The sequence below is a fragment of the Sorangium sp. So ce406 genome (genome assembly GCF_051474675.1).
Lineage (GTDB): Bacteria > Myxococcota_A > Polyangia > Polyangiales > Polyangiaceae > Sorangium > Sorangium cellulosum_G.
This window is the reverse complement of record NZ_CP150340.1, coordinates 6,635,289-6,651,145: the sequence shown is the minus strand read 5'-3', so window position 1 is coordinate 6,651,145 and position 15,857 is coordinate 6,635,289. Positions and strand designations below refer to the sequence as shown.

Annotated in this window: 16 protein-coding genes and 1 pseudogene; 4 read left to right on the top strand and 13 right to left on the bottom strand. The window is 72.0% G+C overall.

Translation table 11 applies throughout. The annotated features are described in order from the left end of the window. The 3 genes from WME96_RS24520 to WME96_RS24510 form a co-directional block, all read right to left on the bottom strand. Nucleotides 1–930, bottom strand: a complete 930-nt coding sequence (locus WME96_RS24520; RefSeq protein ID WP_437284013.1) for an aldo/keto reductase — start codon at nt 928–930, stop codon at nt 1–3. A gap of 94 nt (nt 931–1,024) precedes the next feature. Beyond that, entirely contained in the window at nt 1,025–1,858 is an 834-nt protein-coding gene (locus tag WME96_RS24515; RefSeq protein ID WP_437284012.1) for an ABC transporter permease, read from the bottom strand. Further along, nucleotides 1,851–2,720, bottom strand: a complete 870-nt coding sequence (locus WME96_RS24510) for an ABC transporter ATP-binding protein (RefSeq protein ID WP_437284011.1) — start codon at nt 2,718–2,720, stop codon at nt 1,851–1,853. The genes WME96_RS24515 and WME96_RS24510 overlap by 8 nt, the downstream gene beginning before the upstream one ends. Nucleotides 2,721–3,083: 363 nt before the next feature. Between WME96_RS24510 and WME96_RS24505 the strand changes: the two genes are divergently transcribed. Further along, on the top strand, nt 3,084–4,289 hold the full coding sequence (locus WME96_RS24505; RefSeq protein ID WP_437284010.1) for a PAS domain S-box protein: 1,206 nt from the start codon (nt 3,084–3,086) through the stop codon (nt 4,287–4,289). 56 nt (nt 4,290–4,345) lie between these two features. Here WME96_RS24505 and WME96_RS24500 read toward each other — a convergent pair whose 3' ends face one another. Beyond that, nucleotides 4,346–5,254, bottom strand: a complete 909-nt coding sequence (locus WME96_RS24500) for a LysR substrate-binding domain-containing protein (RefSeq protein WP_437284009.1) — start codon at nt 5,252–5,254, stop codon at nt 4,346–4,348. A gap of 119 nt (nt 5,255–5,373) precedes the next feature. Between WME96_RS24500 and WME96_RS24495 the strand changes: the two genes are divergently transcribed. Beyond that, nucleotides 5,374–5,577: a hypothetical protein gene (locus WME96_RS24495; RefSeq protein ID WP_437284008.1), complete on the top strand. Its 204-nt coding sequence runs from the start codon at nt 5,374–5,376 to the stop codon at nt 5,575–5,577. Here WME96_RS24495 and WME96_RS24490 read toward each other — a convergent pair. The 4 genes from WME96_RS24490 to WME96_RS24475 all read right to left on the bottom strand — a co-directional run bounded on the left by WME96_RS24490 (nt 5,550) and on the right by WME96_RS24475 (nt 9,291). Further along, nucleotides 5,550–5,786 (bottom strand): hypothetical protein, encoded by a 237-nt coding sequence (locus WME96_RS24490; RefSeq protein ID WP_437284007.1) that lies wholly within the window; start codon nt 5,784–5,786, stop codon nt 5,550–5,552. The genes WME96_RS24495 and WME96_RS24490 overlap by 28 nt on opposite strands. Before the next feature lie 28 nt (nt 5,787–5,814). Next, nucleotides 5,815–6,084 (bottom strand): hypothetical protein, encoded by a 270-nt coding sequence (locus WME96_RS24485; protein ID WP_155798462.1) that lies wholly within the window; start codon nt 6,082–6,084, stop codon nt 5,815–5,817. A 293-nt stretch (nt 6,085–6,377) separates the two neighbouring features. After that, a complete protein-coding gene (locus tag WME96_RS24480; RefSeq protein WP_437284006.1) occupies nt 6,378–8,432 on the bottom strand; it encodes an OPT family oligopeptide transporter in 2,055 nt (684 codons plus the stop codon). 193 nt (nt 8,433–8,625) lie between these two features. Then, entirely contained in the window at nt 8,626–9,291 is a 666-nt protein-coding gene (locus WME96_RS24475) for a hypothetical protein (RefSeq protein ID WP_437284005.1), read from the bottom strand. A gap of 323 nt (nt 9,292–9,614) precedes the next feature. On the opposite strand from WME96_RS24475, the gene WME96_RS24470 reads away from it, so the two are divergent. Then, nucleotides 9,615–11,072, top strand: a complete 1,458-nt coding sequence (locus tag WME96_RS24470) for a thioredoxin family protein (RefSeq protein WP_437284004.1) — start codon at nt 9,615–9,617, stop codon at nt 11,070–11,072. Between the two features lie 20 nt (nt 11,073–11,092). Here the strand turns inward: WME96_RS24470 and WME96_RS24465 are convergent, their stop codons facing one another. The 5 genes and pseudogenes from WME96_RS24465 to WME96_RS24445 all read right to left on the bottom strand — a co-directional run bounded on the left by WME96_RS24465 (nt 11,093) and on the right by WME96_RS24445 (nt 14,790). Further along, nucleotides 11,093–11,866, bottom strand: coding sequence for a hypothetical protein (locus WME96_RS24465; RefSeq protein WP_437284003.1), 774 nt, complete (start codon nt 11,864–11,866; stop codon nt 11,093–11,095). Nucleotides 11,867–12,014: 148 nt separating this feature from the next. Next, entirely contained in the window at nt 12,015–12,206 is a 192-nt protein-coding gene (locus WME96_RS24460) for a YgiT-type zinc finger protein (RefSeq protein WP_433937795.1), read from the bottom strand. A gap of 12 nt (nt 12,207–12,218) precedes the next feature. Continuing rightward, nucleotides 12,219–12,439 (bottom strand): annotated as a pseudogene (locus WME96_RS24455) (DUF4258 domain-containing protein). Nucleotides 12,440–12,748: 309 nt separating this feature from the next. Next, on the bottom strand, nt 12,749–13,594 hold the full coding sequence (locus WME96_RS24450; protein WP_437284002.1) for an aldo/keto reductase: 846 nt from the start codon (nt 13,592–13,594) through the stop codon (nt 12,749–12,751). Between the two features lie 290 nt (nt 13,595–13,884). After that, on the bottom strand, nt 13,885–14,790 hold the full coding sequence (locus WME96_RS24445; protein WP_437284001.1) for a PP2C family protein-serine/threonine phosphatase: 906 nt from the start codon (nt 14,788–14,790) through the stop codon (nt 13,885–13,887). Nucleotides 14,791–14,847: 57 nt separating this feature from the next. On the opposite strand from WME96_RS24445, the gene WME96_RS24440 reads away from it, so the two are divergent. Then, entirely contained in the window at nt 14,848–15,744 is an 897-nt protein-coding gene (locus WME96_RS24440) for a phosphotransferase family protein (protein WP_437284000.1), read from the top strand. The last annotated feature ends 113 nt before the right edge of the window (nt 15,745–15,857 follow it).

Genomic DNA, 15,857 nt, shown 5'->3' with positions numbered 1-15,857 from the left:
TCAGTGACCCGACACGTCGTCGACCTCGGCGAACGCCTCGACGAGGCGCGCGCGGGCCCGCTCCGAGAGCGGCGGGCCCTCGATCGAGCGAACGTTCTCTAGCAGGTGCTCCACGCTGCTCGTCCCCGACAGGATCACGTGCGCGCCCGGCTCGTCCCGGCAGAAGCGGTACGCCACGTCCGGGATCGACGGGGCGTCCTCCCCCTCCAGCAGGCCGTCCAGCCCCTCGTCCGCGAGCCGGCGCGGCACCTTGCCCCGCGCCGCGAGGTCGGCGAGCAGCTCCTTGAGCCGCTCCGGCCGGCTCAGCGCGCGCCGGACCGCGAACATGATCAGCGTGCCGACGTTCCTCGCCCGCGTCAGCGGGAACACCTTCGCCCGCGCCGACTGGTTCAGCAGGTTGAAGCCGACCATCACCACGTCCCAGAGGTCGTCGCGGAGCGCCTGCTCGAGCGTCGCGTGCGACGGGTCGGCGGCGAACGCCTCCGTGATGCCGAGGAAGCGGATCTTGCCCTGCTCGCGCAGCCGCAGGAGCACGGGGACGATCCGCTCGCGCAGGTCGGCGTAGTGCTGCGGGAGCACGCCGTGCAGGTGATAGACGTCGACGTGATCCGTGCCGAGCCGCTCGAGGCTCGCGTGCAGCGACGACACCACGTCTTCCGGCCTCACGGGCGCGTCGAGGCGCGTCGTCTTCTTCGTCGAGATCACCACGCTGTCGCGCGGCACCTCGCGGAGCGCCTTGCCGATGAGCGCCTCGGTCCCGTACGCCTCCGCCGTGTCGACGAAGTTCACGCCGCGCTCGATGGCCGCGCGCACGAGCCGGAGCGAGTCGGCCTCGGCGATGCGCCCGGCGCCGAGCCGGCTGTCGCCGCCCGCGCCCAGGCCGAGCACGCTGACCTCCAGGCCGGTGCGGCCCAGGATGATGCGATTCACGTGGTCCTCTCTCTTTCTCTCTGGCCAAGGCAGCGTGCGCCGCGGCGCCCCGCCCCGGAGGCGCGCCCGCGCGCTCCTCTCGAGGGCGCGCGGGCTACTCCTTCGGAGCGACCTTCCACGCGGTGAAGCGACGCTCGAGGCGCATGAGCAGGGTATTGAACGTCAGCCCCAGCGTCGTGATCGTCAGGATGCCGACATACATGCTCGGGATCTGGAAGTTGTATTGCGCGTAGATGATGAGGTATCCGAGCCCCGCCTTGGCCCCGATCATCTCCGCCGCCACGAGGACGAGCAGCGAGTAAGCCCCCGCCAGGCGGATGCCCACGAAGATCGTCGGGATCGCCGCCGGCAGGATCACCTTGCGGAAGAGCTGGAGGGGCGACAGGCCCATCGTCCGCGCCGACTTGATGAGCAGCGGATCGACGCCGCGCACCCCGCTGATCGTGTTGAGCAGGATCGGCCAGGTGCACGAGTAGATCACGAGCGCCACCTTCGAGGCCTCGCCGATCCCGAGCAGCAGCAGGAACACCGGCAGGAGCGCGAGCGCCGCGGTGTTGCGCAGCACCTCGAGCAGCGGGTTGATCGCGTCCGCGACGCCCTTGTACCACCCGATCGCGAGCCCGAGCGGCACGCCCATCAGGATCGCCAGCGAGAAGCCGAGCAGGGAGCGGGACAGGCTCGCCTTGATGTGGCTCAGGAGCTGCCCGTTCTGGAGGAGCTGCCACCCCGTCGCCAGCACCTCGGAGAGCGGCGGCAGGAACGCCGCCTCCACGAGCCCGACCCGCGGCGCGGTCTCCCAGATCGCGGCCACGAGCAGCAATATCCCGGAGCGCGCCGCGGCGCGGCCGAGCCACCTCCCCACCTCGGCGACGAGCTGCGGCTGCTGCGGCTGCTCGTGCAGCTCGATCGACTGCTCCAGGCTAGCCATTGACCGCCACCACGCCCGCCACGGGGCGGCTCTCCGCCGCGCGCTTCTGCTTCTTGATCCGCTCCTGCTCCTCTGCCTTGAGCACCTCGTCGCGCAGGAGCGACCAGATCTCGTGCCGGAGCCGGCCGAACTCGGGCGTCGACCGCGCGTCCTCGTAGCCCCGGATCTCCGGCGGGATCTCGATGACGTGCTTCACGCGGCCGGGCCGCGACGTCATGATCGCGACCCGCTGCCCGAGGAACACCGCCTCGTCGATGCTGTGCGTGATGAAGAGGATCGTCGTCCGCGACTTCTCCCAGATGCGGAGCAGCTCGGCTTGCAGCGACTCGCGCGTCTGCGCGTCGAGCGCCGCGAACGGCTCGTCCATCATCAGCACCTCCGGGCTGTAGGCCAGGCTGCGGGCGATGGCCACGCGCTGCTTCATGCCGCCCGACAGCTCGTGCGGATACCGATCCTCGAAGCCGGAGAGGCTGACCAGCTCGAGGTAGCTCTGCGCGATCTCCCGGCGCTGCGCCTCCGGGATGCCCTTGGCCTCGAGGCCGAACTCGACGTTCTCGCGCGCGGTCCGCCACGGGAACAGCGCGTATTGCTGGAACACGATGCCCCGGTCGAGGGCCGGGCCCGTGATCGGCTTGCCGTCCAGCAAGAGCCGCCCCGTCGACGGCTTCGACAGCCCGCCGAGCAGATCGATGAGCGTCGATTTGCCGCAACCGCTCGGCCCGACGAGGACCATCAGCTCGCCGGCCCTCACGTCGAGGCAGAGGTTCTCGATGGCCGTGAACCGCGCGTTCTCCTTCGCCCCCGCCGGCCCCTTGATGGCGAACGTCTTGCTCACGTTCTGGAACTGGATCTTGTTGCTCATCGCTCCTCCTGCTGCCCATCCTCGACAAGGGCCCGGCCCGCTCCATCCCGCATGAAACGACCGCACATCCCGCAACCCGGCGCGCACCGTCGCCCGGCGCTGCGCTCCTCCGAGCGTGCCTGCGGGGGCTCCTTCTCGAGCACGCCGGGGGCGTTGAGCACGCCGCGTACCAACGGCGCGCCGCCTCACAGGACGCAAATCCGCTATAGCAGACGGCGGCCTGCTGCTGGCGCAGCAGGCGCTGCTCGATGGGTGTTGCTGTGGCAGCAGGTGATCGACGCGCCCGGGGCGTGAGCGCGACGGCAACCCGTGGCAGCGAGCCCTCTCGACGGCGGGCAAACGCTCAGGATAAATCTTGCGACCATGACCGTCTCCACTGCGTCACCGGAGGGAGTCGAGGCCGATGCGGCCAGACGCGCGCTCCTCCTCCAGCGGGCGCCGCTCGCGATCCTCGAGCTCAGCAGCGATCTCACCGTCCAGGACTGGAACGGCGCGGCCGAGCGCCTGTTCGGCCATGCGCGGCGCGAGGCGGTCGGCCGCCGCGTGGACGAGCTGCTGCCGGTGTCCGGCGACCCTGGCGCGTGGCGGAGGCTCCTCGAGGAGGACGGCCCGGCGCCTCGGGTGTGGCGTCACGTCAAGAAGGACGGCGCCGAGGTGTGCTTCGAGTGGCTCCACGAGCGCCTCGTCGACGAGCGCGGGAAGGTCCTCGGCGTCGGGGTGTTCGGGCAGGACGTGACGGAGCGCGCCGAGCAGCTCCGTCGTTACCAGCAGAAGGAGCTGATCCTGCGGACGGTCACGCAGACGCTGCCGATCGTCGTCTGGGCGATCGACCGCGAGGGGATCTTCACGTTCCACGAGGGCAAGGGGGTCGAGAGCGCGGGGCTCCGGCAGGGGGAGCTCATCGGAAAGAACGTGTTCCATTACTACGCGGACAGCGACGGGAAAGCCGACCTGGAGCGGGCGCTCGCGGGCGAGGAGACCCATTCGGTGAACACGACGCACGGGGTGTCCTGGGAGAACTGGGAGATCCCGATCCGCGACGAGCAGGGCGAGGTGTACGCGGTCGTCGGCTTCACGCTCGACATCAGCCAGGCGAAGAACACGGAGCAGGAGCTCCGGAGCAAGCTGGAGCTCATCGAGCGGCAACAGCAGGTCATCCGCGACCTGTCGACGCCCATCATCCAGGTCTGGGACGGCGTGCTGACGCTGCCGATGATCGGCGTGGTCGACAGCCAGCGGACCGCGGAGATCATGGACACGCTGCTCGACGCGATCGTCCGCATGGGCGCGCGCTACGCGATCCTCGACCTCACCGGCGTCGAGATGGTGGACACGAAGACGGCGAGCTACCTCCTCGAGCTCGTCCGCGCCATCCGGCTGCTCGGCGCCGAGGGCATCGTCACGGGCATCCGATCGAACGTCGCGCAGACGATCGTCAGCCTGGGGCTCGACCTGTCCAGCATCACGACGCTCGGCAACCTCCGCGCGGCGCTCCAGCACTGCATCCGCCAGATGGCCAAGGAGCGCGCGGCGTCCGGCGCGCAGCAGGCCGCGCCCGCGCTGCGGTGACGACGGTCTCCGCTCCTGCGGATACCGCTCCTGGCGGTCAACTCCTCATCTTCTGATCACGGCGCCGCCGCTCCCGGGCTCCCCATCGCCCTGGCGAGCGCCTCGACGAACACGCGGACCGCGGCGCGCGCGGGCGCGGCGTAGACCGCGAAGCTGGCGCGCTTCGATTCGCCGTACTCCGGCAGCACGCGCCGCAGCGCGCCGCTCGCGAGCTGGTCCTGAACGACGTAGTCGGGGAGGTTGGCCAGGCCGAGGCCGGCGACGGCGGCGTCGCGCAGCGTCATCGTGTCGCTGGAGCGGAAGGTGCCGCTCACCGGGATGACGCGCTCCCCCTCGGGGCCCACGAGCGTCCACCGGGCGACGGGTTCCATGTTGAGCGTCAGGCAGTCGTGATCGGCCAGGTCCTCTAGGCGCCGCGGCGCGCCGTGGCGGCGCAGGTACCGCGGGCTCGCGCAGAGCACGCGCAGGTCGCCGGCGAGCCGCCGCGCGACCAGCGAGGCCGGAGAGATCTCGGCGGCCAGGCGCACCGCCACGTCGACGCGCTCGGCCACCAGATCGACGAGGCGGTCGGTGAGGTCGAGATCGATGCGGAGCTCCGGGTACTTCGCGCGGCAGGCCAGCGCGGCGGGCGCGACGCGGATCGTGCCGAGGACCGTGGGCGCCGAGATGCGCAGCGTCCCGCGCGGCGTCCCGTCGAGATCCGCGACCGAGCGCTGCGCCTCCTCGATGTCCGAGAGGATCCGGCCGGCGCGCTCGGCGTAGAGGTTCCCCGCCTCGGTGAGGCTCACGCGGCGCGTGGTGCGCTGGAGGAGCTTCACGCGGAGCCGCTCCTCGAGCCGCGCGACCTGCTTGCTGACCGACGACGACGTGAGCCCCAGCGCCTTCGCCGCCGCCGAGAAGCTCTGCCGCCGCGCGACCTCGAGGAACGCCCTCATCTCGCCCAGGTGACCGCTCGCCGGATCCATCGCATTCTTTCCCTCCGCGACGCAATCCTCGTCGCCGGACCAGGATTATCACGCGTGGGCTCCAGAGCTACATTCCTGGAGAGCGAGGCGACCACGGCCCCGCTGTGAAGGAGGGTTCCATGCTCACGCAGGCTCGCGGTCGCACGGGCGTCTCGCTGCTGTTCTTCATCCTCGTGGCGGCGCTTGCCGCAGATCACCTCGCGGCGCTCCCCCTGGCGCAGGGCGGGGAGACGGCGCTGCGCGAGCCGCCCGGCGTCGAGCAGGCGGGCCGGCTCCCGCCGGGCGCGCGCGGCGCTCACGCCACGCGATCGATCGCGCCCTGAACGCCCTTCTGCTTGGAGCAGTGAGCACAGCAGTAGAACGCCCCGCCGGCCTCGATGCCGTGACCCACGATGCGGCAGGCGCAGTGGGCGCACACGGGCGCGAGCTTGTGAATCGCGCACTCGAAGCAATCGAAGGTGTAGGTCGTGCCGCCCACCATGAGCTGGAAGGCCTTGTCGTAGCTGTTGCCGCAGCAATCACACGTGTTCATGGAGACCTCTCGACGGTTAGGGACGTCGTCACACCGCAAGGCCAACACGGCCGGCGCTCGCGATCACGCCAGGGTCCTTCGGCGGCTGCCCCGGCGCCGGAGGGTCCTTGATCTCCGGAGAGGGCTCCCCGGGCTCGGGAGGAGGGGGCGGGGGATCCCGACGCGCCGGCTCGTCCGGCTCCGGATCGCCCCGCGGGGGCTCGCTCGGCTTCGGATCCCGCATCGGCGGATCCTGCTCGGGATCGCCGACCGGCGCGGGGCTGGGCGTTCCTCGGGACGGGGGCGCGTTCACTGACATCGATGCTCCTCTCCTCGCGCGTCCTCTCCTGCGGTCGTGTTGACGCGGCGCAGACAGGGCTGCACGAAGCGCGCCACGGCGCTCGCGAACAGGGCGGCTCGGCCGGGCGACGCGCCGCGGCCCTCGGCCGCGCGCCGCGGCCCTCGGCGGCGCGCATTCCTGTCACACTGGGGCGGTAAGTCCCTGGGAGGGCCGGTGGGAGGGCCGGTGGGAGGGCCGGTGGGAGGGCCGGTGGGAGGGCCGGTGGGAGGGCCGGTGGGAGGGCCGGAGAGGCCCGCCCGGCCGGCGTCGCTTCACTTCGGCAGGAAGCTAAGGACCTTCCCGAGCGCCCGGGTGAGGCTCTCGGCCTCGAGGACGTCGGGCAGCACGAGCACGCCGAGCACGCTCAGGCCGATGCCCATCAGCGAGCCTCCGGCGATCACGCCGGCGCAGATGGCCTCGGTGTTCTCCGCGGCCAGGGCGTACCAGGGCCGCTTGACCGGCGCGGGCGGCGCCTCCGGGGCCCCGCCGGGCCCCGTCGTGCTCATCCGCGACTCCTGCTCGCGCTTGCGGTGCCACCCGGCGGCGCGCCGCTCGAGCAGCCAGAAGAGGAACGAGCCGAGGAACATCGACCAGATGTCGGTGAAGTTCAGGATGAACGCGAGCCCGAGGGCGACCGCGGAGAGGGGGAATCGGTTCCTCGTGAGCTGCTTCGTGACCTCGACGAGGATGCCGATGATCGCGCCGATCAGCACCGCGGCCTTGGCCGTCGGGTGGAGGAAGTCGAGCCCCTTCATCAGCACCTCGGCGACCGCCTTCCACGTGAGCGCGCTCGGGACGGGGAGCTGCTCGGTCCCGTAACGGCCGATGTCTCCCTGGATGAGCACGAGGTACCAGACGGGCACCGAGAGCACGAGCCCCGCGATCGTGCCGAGCACGTGCCCCAGGGCCTGGTGGCGCGGCTTGCCGCCGAGCATGTAGCCCGGCTTGATATCCATGAGCAGGTTCGCGGTGTTGCTCGCGACCTCCGCCGTGATCCCGGCGGTCATCAGGTTCGTCGTGATGTTCTTCGGCGCGAGGACGCCGTAGGTGAGCTGCGTCAGCTTGCCGAGCGCCCCGGTCGGGGTGATCGCCGTGATGGCCGTCGAGTTGACGGCGATGAGCGAGAAGACGAAGACGAGCGGGATGGCGAGGACCCCGAGCCACCACTCGATGCCGAACCAGACCTTCCCGAGCACGACGACGACCGCGCCGACGAGGGGCACGCCGATGATCGACAGCTTCACCGGAAGCTCGATGTCCGCGAGCACGTCCCTCGCCCCGCCCTTCCTGGAGAGGCCCTTGAACGCGTCGAGGATCACCTTGGGCTTGGAGAAGAAGGCGTAGAGCGAGGAGGTCGTCATGCACGCGACGCCGCCCCACAGCGCCCAGATCGTGATCTGCCCGAACCCGTAGTGCCCGTTCCTCGGCAGGATGATCCCGTGCTGGATCAGCAGGGGGGCCAGGATCCAGTAGTTGAGCACCCCGCCGAGCAGGAGCGACACGCCGGTCCGGATGCCCATCAGGCCGCCCGTGGCGACGAAGATGAGGCTCGTGTCGAAGCGGATCGTGAGCTCGTTGAAGGGGATCCCCCGGAGGCCCGGGGAGATGCCCCACCGCTTGAGCAGGTCCGCGAGGCGACCGTGATAGAGGATCTCGTCGTAGTGGTGGGGGATGCTCTTCAGCGCGAAGAGCGCGCGCATCACCTTGTCGTCGCGCAGGAGCTCGAGGGCGGCGCTCACGAGGCCGCCGCCGATGAGGAGCTTCGCCTTGAAGAGGCCCTCCTTCTCGTCGCTCTCGTGCAGCGCGTCCATGACGACGCCCGCGGCCATGCCCTCGGGGAAGGGGAGCTGCTCGTCGTTGATGAAGCGCTTCTTCATCGGGAAGGCGAAGAGCACGCCGAGGATGGCGAGGACGAACATCCAGATCATCGCCCGTCCCATGGGGATGATCGTGGTCGTGACCATCGAGTACGCCGCGAGGCTCGTGAAGAGCGGCGCGTTGATGTACCCGGCCGACGTCGCGATCGACTGCATCGCGTTGTTCTCGAGCACGGTCATATCCCTGCCGAGGCCCATCCTTGAGAGGACCTTGAACAGGCCGAAGGCCAGGATCACGCTCGTGATCCCGACCCCGAGAGACCAGCCGGTGCGCGCCCCGATGTACACGTTGGTGAGCGACAGGAAGGCGCCGAGGAGCATGCCCGTGATGCCCGAGCGCAACGTGAGCTGGGGCATGTCGCCGCGGTAGATGTTCTTCAGCCACCATGTGTCCTTCTCCTCGAGGGACATGGCGTGAACCTGCTCCGGCGTGAGCTGCTTGATGGCCATTGCTCGGCGACCTCCGCGCACCTTGTACCATGGTGGGCGACGCCCCGTGCAGCCCTTCGGCGCGCCCTGGAGGCGGCGCGCGCCGGCGCAGCGCCCTCACGCGGCAGCGCCGGCGCGCGCGCTTGCGTCGCGCGGAATTCGCGGTGTCGACGGAATTGCTGGGCTCGTGTCGCGGGGCTCGCGCGGGGCGCGATCAGTCGCTGTCTCGGCCGCTGCCGGCAAAGCCGTCTTCTCGCCGGGCGAAGAGGACGTTGAACGTGGTGAGGGTGCCGTAACAGCCGGTGATGTACGCCTGGAGCTGGACCTTCTCTGCGTCGCTCAGCCCCTCGTGCGCGTTGATCTTCTGCTCCAGCACGCGGAGCTTGTCGCGGAGCATGACGATCTTGTGGAAGAACACGTCGAGCGGGATGCGCTTCTCGGCCGTGCCCTCCTTTCCCGGGCGGAGGACGATCTCCCCGCCTTCCCAGCGGCCGCCCATCTCCGCGCGGCCGACGCCGAGCTCCTCGGACAGCACCTCGCGCAGCACACGACGGAACTCGTCGATATCCATGTCGATGTCGATCTCCCTTGGCAGCGTCGAACGGAACGGCTGCGGCCCCGCGCCGGGCCGGCGCTCCGGCGCCGGGGCCCGCTCGGGCGCCCGCGGCCTGCCGCCCGAGCCGCGCGGCTGGCCTGCGGCCCGGGGGGGCGGCGGCGGCGGCGGCGCGCCCTTCGCGCGGTAGCGGGCGCACGTCGCGGTCGCCTTGACCGGCGGCGGGTACACCTCGAGGGCGCACTCACCGACGCGGCCGCGCGCGGGATCCTCGTGCACCCGGGTGTATGCTGCGCAGCTTCCGCACCGGCCCGCGTAGTCGTTCACCGGGGCGCCACTCTACCAGCTTTGCGGGCCGCGGGGGGCGCGTTCCGCGCGCGGTCGAGCCAGCCGGGGGGCGGCGCCTCTCGGGCGGCCTCATCTTGCACGATCCCGACCGCGCCGCCGTCGCGCCGCGGGCGAGGACGGCGCCTGGCCAGAGTGGCCATCCACGCGGAGCGCCGGCGGCACGTCGACATGACATCTGTCTCCTGCTCGCCTCCCGCTTCACGCACCGCGCGAGCTGCGGAGTCGGCCCTGGCGCCTCGTCGCGCGGCCAGCGCCCGTGTCGCAGAGGGGCGACGCCGCCGCGACTGCGCTACCATGGCGGCGTGCGTCCCCCGGCCTCTCTCTCGCTCTCCGCCCTCGCCGCCGCGCTCGCCCTCGCCGCCTGCGCGGCCGAGCCGCCGCCGCGCTCGCCCGCGACGACCCCGGCCGCCGGGGCGCCCTCGACCGCCCCGGCGCCGCCGCCCGCCGTCAGGCCGGAGCCGGCCGCGGCGCGGCCGCCGCTCGAGTTCATCCATGACGACGTGCCGCGGGCGCTCGAGAAGGCCCGGGCCGAGGGCAAGGCGCTGTTCGTCGATGCGTGGGCGCCGTGGTGCCACACCTGCCTGAGCATGAAGCACGTCGTGCTGACCGATCCGTCGCTGCGCCCGTTCGCCGATCGGGTGGTGTTCGCCGACATCGACACGGATCGACCGGAGAACGCGCCTTTCCTCGAGCGACACGAGGTGACGGTGTGGCCGACGTTCTTCGTGCTCGAGCCGGCGCACGGCGAGGTGGTCGGGCTCTGGCGGGGCGCGGCCTCGGTGCAGGAGGTGCGCGAGCTGCTCCGCGAGGCGCTGGCCGCCATGGACGCGCAGGCGGCCGCGGCGCTGCCGGCGGACGATCCCGGCCGCCTGCTGGTCGAGGCGAAGCGGGCCCACAGCGCCGGCGATCACGCCGCGGCGGCGACCGCCTACCAGCGCGCCCTGGCGAAGGCCGGGAAGGACTGGCCGCGGCGCAGCGAGGCGCTGCTCGGCCTCGTGGCGGCGCTCCGCAAGAAGGACGCCGCGGCGTGCGCGGAGGTCGGCAGGGCGCACGTGGCCGAGGTGAGGGGCGCGGCGTTGCCGGCCGATTTCGCGAGCGTCCTGCTCTCCTGCGCGGCGGCGCTCCCCGACCGCAACGCGCAGCGGGCCGCGCGCGAGGCGGCGGTCGCCCGGCTGCGCGCCATCGTCGCGAGCCCGCCCGCGGACTCGAGCGCGGACGACCGGGCCGACGCCTGGGGAATCCTCGCGGACGGCCTCCAGGCGCTCGGCGACGCCGGCGGGGCCCGCGCGGCGAACGAGTCGAAGCTCGCCGTGCTGGAGCAGGCGGCGCGGGAGGCGAAGGCGCCCGAGGGGGCCGCCGCGCACGACTACGGGCGCGCCATGGCGTACCTCGCGCTCGGCCGCGGCGAGGAGGCGGTCGCGATGCTGAAGGAGCGCGAGGCGCAGATGCCCGGCTCGTACGAGCCGCCCGCGCGGCTCGCGCAGGTGCTCCACGCGATGGGCCGCGAGGACGAGGCGCTCTCCGCGGTGGAGCGCGCGATCGGCCGCGCGTACGGCCCGCGCCGCCTGCGCTTCCTGAAGCTCCGCGCCGAGATCCAGGAGAAGCTCGGCCGGCGCGCGGAGCAGGTCGCGACGCTGCGCGAGGAGGTGGCCGGCTACGAGGCGCTCCCGAAGGGCCACGCCAGCCAGGCGTCCCTGGACGACGCGCGCCGGCGGCTCGCCGAGGCCGAGAGGGCGCAGCGCGGCGCGAAGAAGCGCTGACGGAGGCGGCGGGCCCGCCGCTACAGGCAGCCGCCTGCCACGTCGACGCCGGCGGCGCGCAGGACCTCGGGCGCGGGCTCGCCCGGAAACGTGACCGTGACGTCGATATCGAGGATGCACGGGATGATCGATCCCGTCGCGAGCTCCCACGACAGCGTCCCGGCGGCGCCCGTGGCGCCCACGGGCTCGCCGGCGGGGTTCAGGGTCTCCGGCGTGCAATCGGCCGCCCCGTCGGTCAGCTCGACGCGCGACACGGCCCAGGTGTCCGGGAGCTTGACGTCGAAGCCCTGCGGCCCGCCCTCGACCGGCGCGTCGGCGTACAGCCTCACGCACCGGTCCGCCTCCTTGTCGGCCTTGTAGACGATGATGTGATCGAGCCCGCCAGGCCAGTAGGATGCAGCGTAGTCGGTGCCCTCGGCCTTGAGGCACGAGGTGCTCTCCGAGACATCCACCCCGGCCATCTGCGCCGCGCACGCATTGCAATAGAACTGGCCGTCGCACCCGCAGACGCCCGGGCAGTCCGCGGTGCAGACCTCGGGCCGGTCGGCGCACTGGCCCACGGTGTCGAAGGTTCCGCAGGAGTCGTCGGGGAAGTCGCAGTACTCCTCCGCGCCGCAGGTCCCGCCGCTGCGCGCCCCGCAGGCGACCGGCGTCCCGCCGCCGCCCGAGGTCGAGCTCGTGGCGCCGCCAGCGCCGCCCGCTCCATCGGCGCCACCTGCGCCACCTGCGCCGCCGCTGCCAGGCGGGGTGTCGACGGAGCCGTCGCAGGCGGCGAGGAGAAGCCCGAAAAGCATGGATCCAAGAAGCGCGTGGTTCATGCGCGCAGTATGCCATGGCGGGCCGAGAGGGGCCCTGCCGTCGGAGAGACAAAGCGAGAACCGCGGGGCTGTCGATGACGGGCCGAGGCCAGGCGCGGCACGACGGGGCCCCACGCGCCGCCGATCACGCTGCCTCGATCTCGCGATCGAGCGCTTCGAGGGCGCGTTGAATGCGTGCGACCTCGGTCGATTCGAAGTAGGGCTCGCCGCATTGCTCGCACACCCATGCGGGCACCGCGTCCCAGCGCACGTGATAGCCGTTGCGGTCCACGCTGAACGGAGCATGGGCGCGCCTCATCTCGCCTCTGCAGTGCATGCATTGCATGGATCACTTCCTCTTTTTGAAGTCCGCGGACCACTGATCGGGATGAGGGATGTAAGCGGTGATGATCGCCAGGTAATCCGGCTTCGGTGCGCAGACGACGTGGATGGGACGGCCGCTATCCCCATATCCCAGGATCAGGCAGCTATGCCGCGCACGTCTTCTGGGTAGTCCTCGACCAGCTCGCCGGCCGTGATCGCGACCTCGATCTCGGCAGGCGAGATCATCCGACCGGGGCGGCTCATCTGGCGCACCGCGTGAGGCAGGAAGAGGATCTTCTTCGCCGCCGCCGCCCGTACTTGGTCGAGAACGCTTGCTTCCATCGGTCTGGGCCGCTTCTTCTGGCAGTATGCCCGAAACGCAGGTGAAGCTCCATGCCCGGGGAGTTCGACGCCTCCACGCTGCACATGGGCGGCGTTTCGGATGCCTGCGGGGACGGCGGCACCTGATGGATGGTGGGCGGGCTCGAACGCAACCGGGGAGCTCGGCACAGATGGAGGTCCACCGACCCAACTTGGGTCAGGTCACGCCGCCGCCTACAGCGTCGGCAGCACGCCGCGGTCGCGGCCGAGCGGGAACGCCGTGTCGAGGCGCGCGAGGTCCTCGCTGGTGAGGCGCAGGTCGCCAGCGGCCGCGTTGTCGAGCGCGTGGGCGGCGCTCGCGGCCTTGGGGATCACGAAGACCGGCTGGCGGCGGAGCAGGTAGCGCAGCGCGACCTGCCGCGGCGTGACGCCGCGGGCGGCGGCGATCGACCCGAGCACCTTGCCCGCCGTGCTGTTCGGGTCCGGGAACCGGCCCGAGCCGAACGGGCTGTAAGCCACGACCGCGATGCCGTGCCGCTCGCAGAGCGGCAGCACCCGGCGCTCGATCGCGCGCTCCAGCAGGTGATAGAGCACCTGGTTGCAGGCGATCTCGTTCGGCCCGGCGATCGCGATCGCCTTCGAGAGCTCGGCCTGATCGAAGTTGCTGACGCCGAAATGGCGGATCTTGCCCTGCGCCCTCAGGTCCTTGAAGGCGCGAATGGTCTCCTCGAGCGGGTGCGATCCGGGCCAGTGGAGGAGATAGAGGTCGAGCCTGTCGGTGCGGAGCCGCTTCAGGCTGCGCTCGCAGGCCTCGATCGCGCCGGCGTAGCTCGCGTTGCCGGGCAGCACCTTGGAGGCGAGGAACACCTCGTCTCGGCGCCCAGCGATCGCCTTGCCGACGAGCGACTCGACCGCACCCGAGCCGTACATCTCCGCCGTGTCGATGTGCGTCATGCCCGCGTCGATGCCCCGCTGGATGGTGTCGATGCAGGCCGCCTCATCGTCGGTCTCCATCTGCCAGGTGCCCTGTCCGACGACCGGGATCTTGACCCCCGTGAACCCGAATGCGCGATGCTCCATGGAACGATGACCTCCCCTCCGTCCCGAAACGCCAGCATGCGGCTCCCTCCCTCGTCCGAGGCGAGCCTCCACCCGGGTGGAATCGCCGAGATCATCGCGAAAAGCAAGCCCGAGCGCCGCATTCCGGGGCCGAGGCCGGCTGTCGGCGGCGCCGGTCGCTCGCGCCCTGTCGTGGAAAATTCCTCGCGCGATGACGTCGCCGACAGGCCATGAGCGCCTATGTAGATCTCGCCCCTCGACCACCGCTGAAGGAGCGAGATTCCAGCCGCTCGATCCGCGGCGCCGCGCGCTCAGGGGCGGCGGGGTGGCCCTTCAGAATAGCGGGCGATCTCGACGACTTCCGGCGCATCGTCGCGGTCCGGCGGGGCGAGCCAGGGGCCGTCGAACCGCGCGACGAGCGCGGTCACGTTGTCGCGGCCGCCGGCCGCGAGCGCGGCGTCGATCAGCGCGCCGGAGGCCGCCGCCGGGTCGGGGTGGGCGTCGAGCGTCGCGGCGATGTGCCGGTCGTCGAGGAGGTCGCTCAGCCCGTCCGTGCAGAGCAGCAGCGTGTCCTCGCGGCGGAGCTCCACGGCGGAGAGCGCGATCTGGAGCTGCTCCCGGAGCCCGAGCGCCTGGAGCATCACGCCCCGGTGCTCGAACGTGGCCGCCTCCTCGGGCCTCAGCTTGCCGGTCTCCAGCAGCGACTGGACGAGGGTCTGGTCGCGCGTGATCTGCGCGAGGGCCCCGCCGCGCAGGAGATACGCGCGGCTGTCGCCGACCTGCGCGACCAGCAGGCGCTCGTCGCAGAGCGCGGCCACGGTGGCCGTGGTGCCGCTGTTCCGGTGCTGCGGGCTCCGGCGGGCGTTGTCGCGGACGGCGCGCCCCGCCACGGCGATCGCCTCGAGCAGCGCCCGCTCCAGCGCGTCGCTCGATCGCGGCGCGGCGCGGCCGAGGACGGCGTGGACCGTGCGCGCCGCGAGCCGGCTGGCCGCGTCCGGCGACGACGCGCCGCCGGAGCCGTCGTAGACGCCGAGCGACAGGGTGAGGGGCGGCTCCGCGGACAGCTGGGCGGCCGGCGCCCCGTGGGCGAGCCCGCGCGCGAGGTCGCTGATCAGGAAGGCGTCCTCGTTGTGCTCGCGGCTGAGCCCCACGTCGGTCGAGGCCGCCACGACGACCGACGCGGCGTGCTCGGCGGCGGACGAGCGGTACACGGGCATGCGCCCATCGTACTCCGGAGGCGTGCCCGGCGCCGCGCCTCGTGCATGATGCGGCGCATGAGGCTGCTTCCCAACCCCGAGCGCGCGTGGGAGCGCGCCGCGCACGTCGAGCTGCTGGATCGCGCCGGGATCGAGCGGCGCGTCGGGCCGTTCACCGGCGAGCCGGAGTTGCTCTCCGGCGGTCGCGCCAACGTGAACATGCGCCTCGGCGCCGGGCGCGTGCTGCGGGTGTACCGGCGCGATCCGGGCGCGGCGCCGAAGGAAGCCCGCCTGCTCGAGCGCGGCTGGCGGTCGTTCCGCGTCCCCGCAGTCCTGTCGGCGGGGGAGGACTTCCTCGTCCTCGAGTACGTCCCCCACGGCCCGCTCCAGGACACCGCCGCGTGCGGGGCCGCGGCCGGGCGCGCGCTCGCGGAGATCCATCGCGTCCGCTTCGACAGCGCGGGCTTCCTGGGGCCGGATCTCGCCGTCGCCGCGCCGTTCGGCGACTGCATGGGCGCGCTCCGGGCGTACGTCGACGCGGTCCTCGACAGGCTGGCTCCTGCCCTCCGCGGCGCGCTGGGCGAGCGCGTCGGCGCCTTCCTCGACGCGAACGCGGGGGCGCTCCGCGCGCTGGCGTCGGTCCCGGTGCTCCTCCATGGCGACTACAAGGCGTCGAACCTGCACTGGCTGGCGTCGGGCGAGCTGCTCGTGCTCGACTGGGAGTTCGCGTATGCGGGGCCGGCCCTGATGGACGTCGGCCAGCTCCTGCGCTGGAGTCCTGGGCCCGAGTTCGTCGCGGCGTTCGCGGGCGCTTACCGCGCGAGCGCGCCGCTCCCCGATGGATTCGAGCGCTGGGCCGCGGCGTTCGACCTGTTCAACCTGGTGGGGCTGCTCGAGGGGGCCGAGCCCGGCTCGCGGAGGGCGAGCGATGTCCTCGGCCGGATGCTCGCGACCCTCGAGGAGGACTCCTTGTGACCGCAACGGAAGCAATGGAGGAAGCGAAGCGCATTGGCCCCTGCCGTCTCCCCTCGTAGGTCGCGGGTCGCTGAGCGAGGGCGCGCAGGGGAGGCGACGTCTCGCGTGATGTG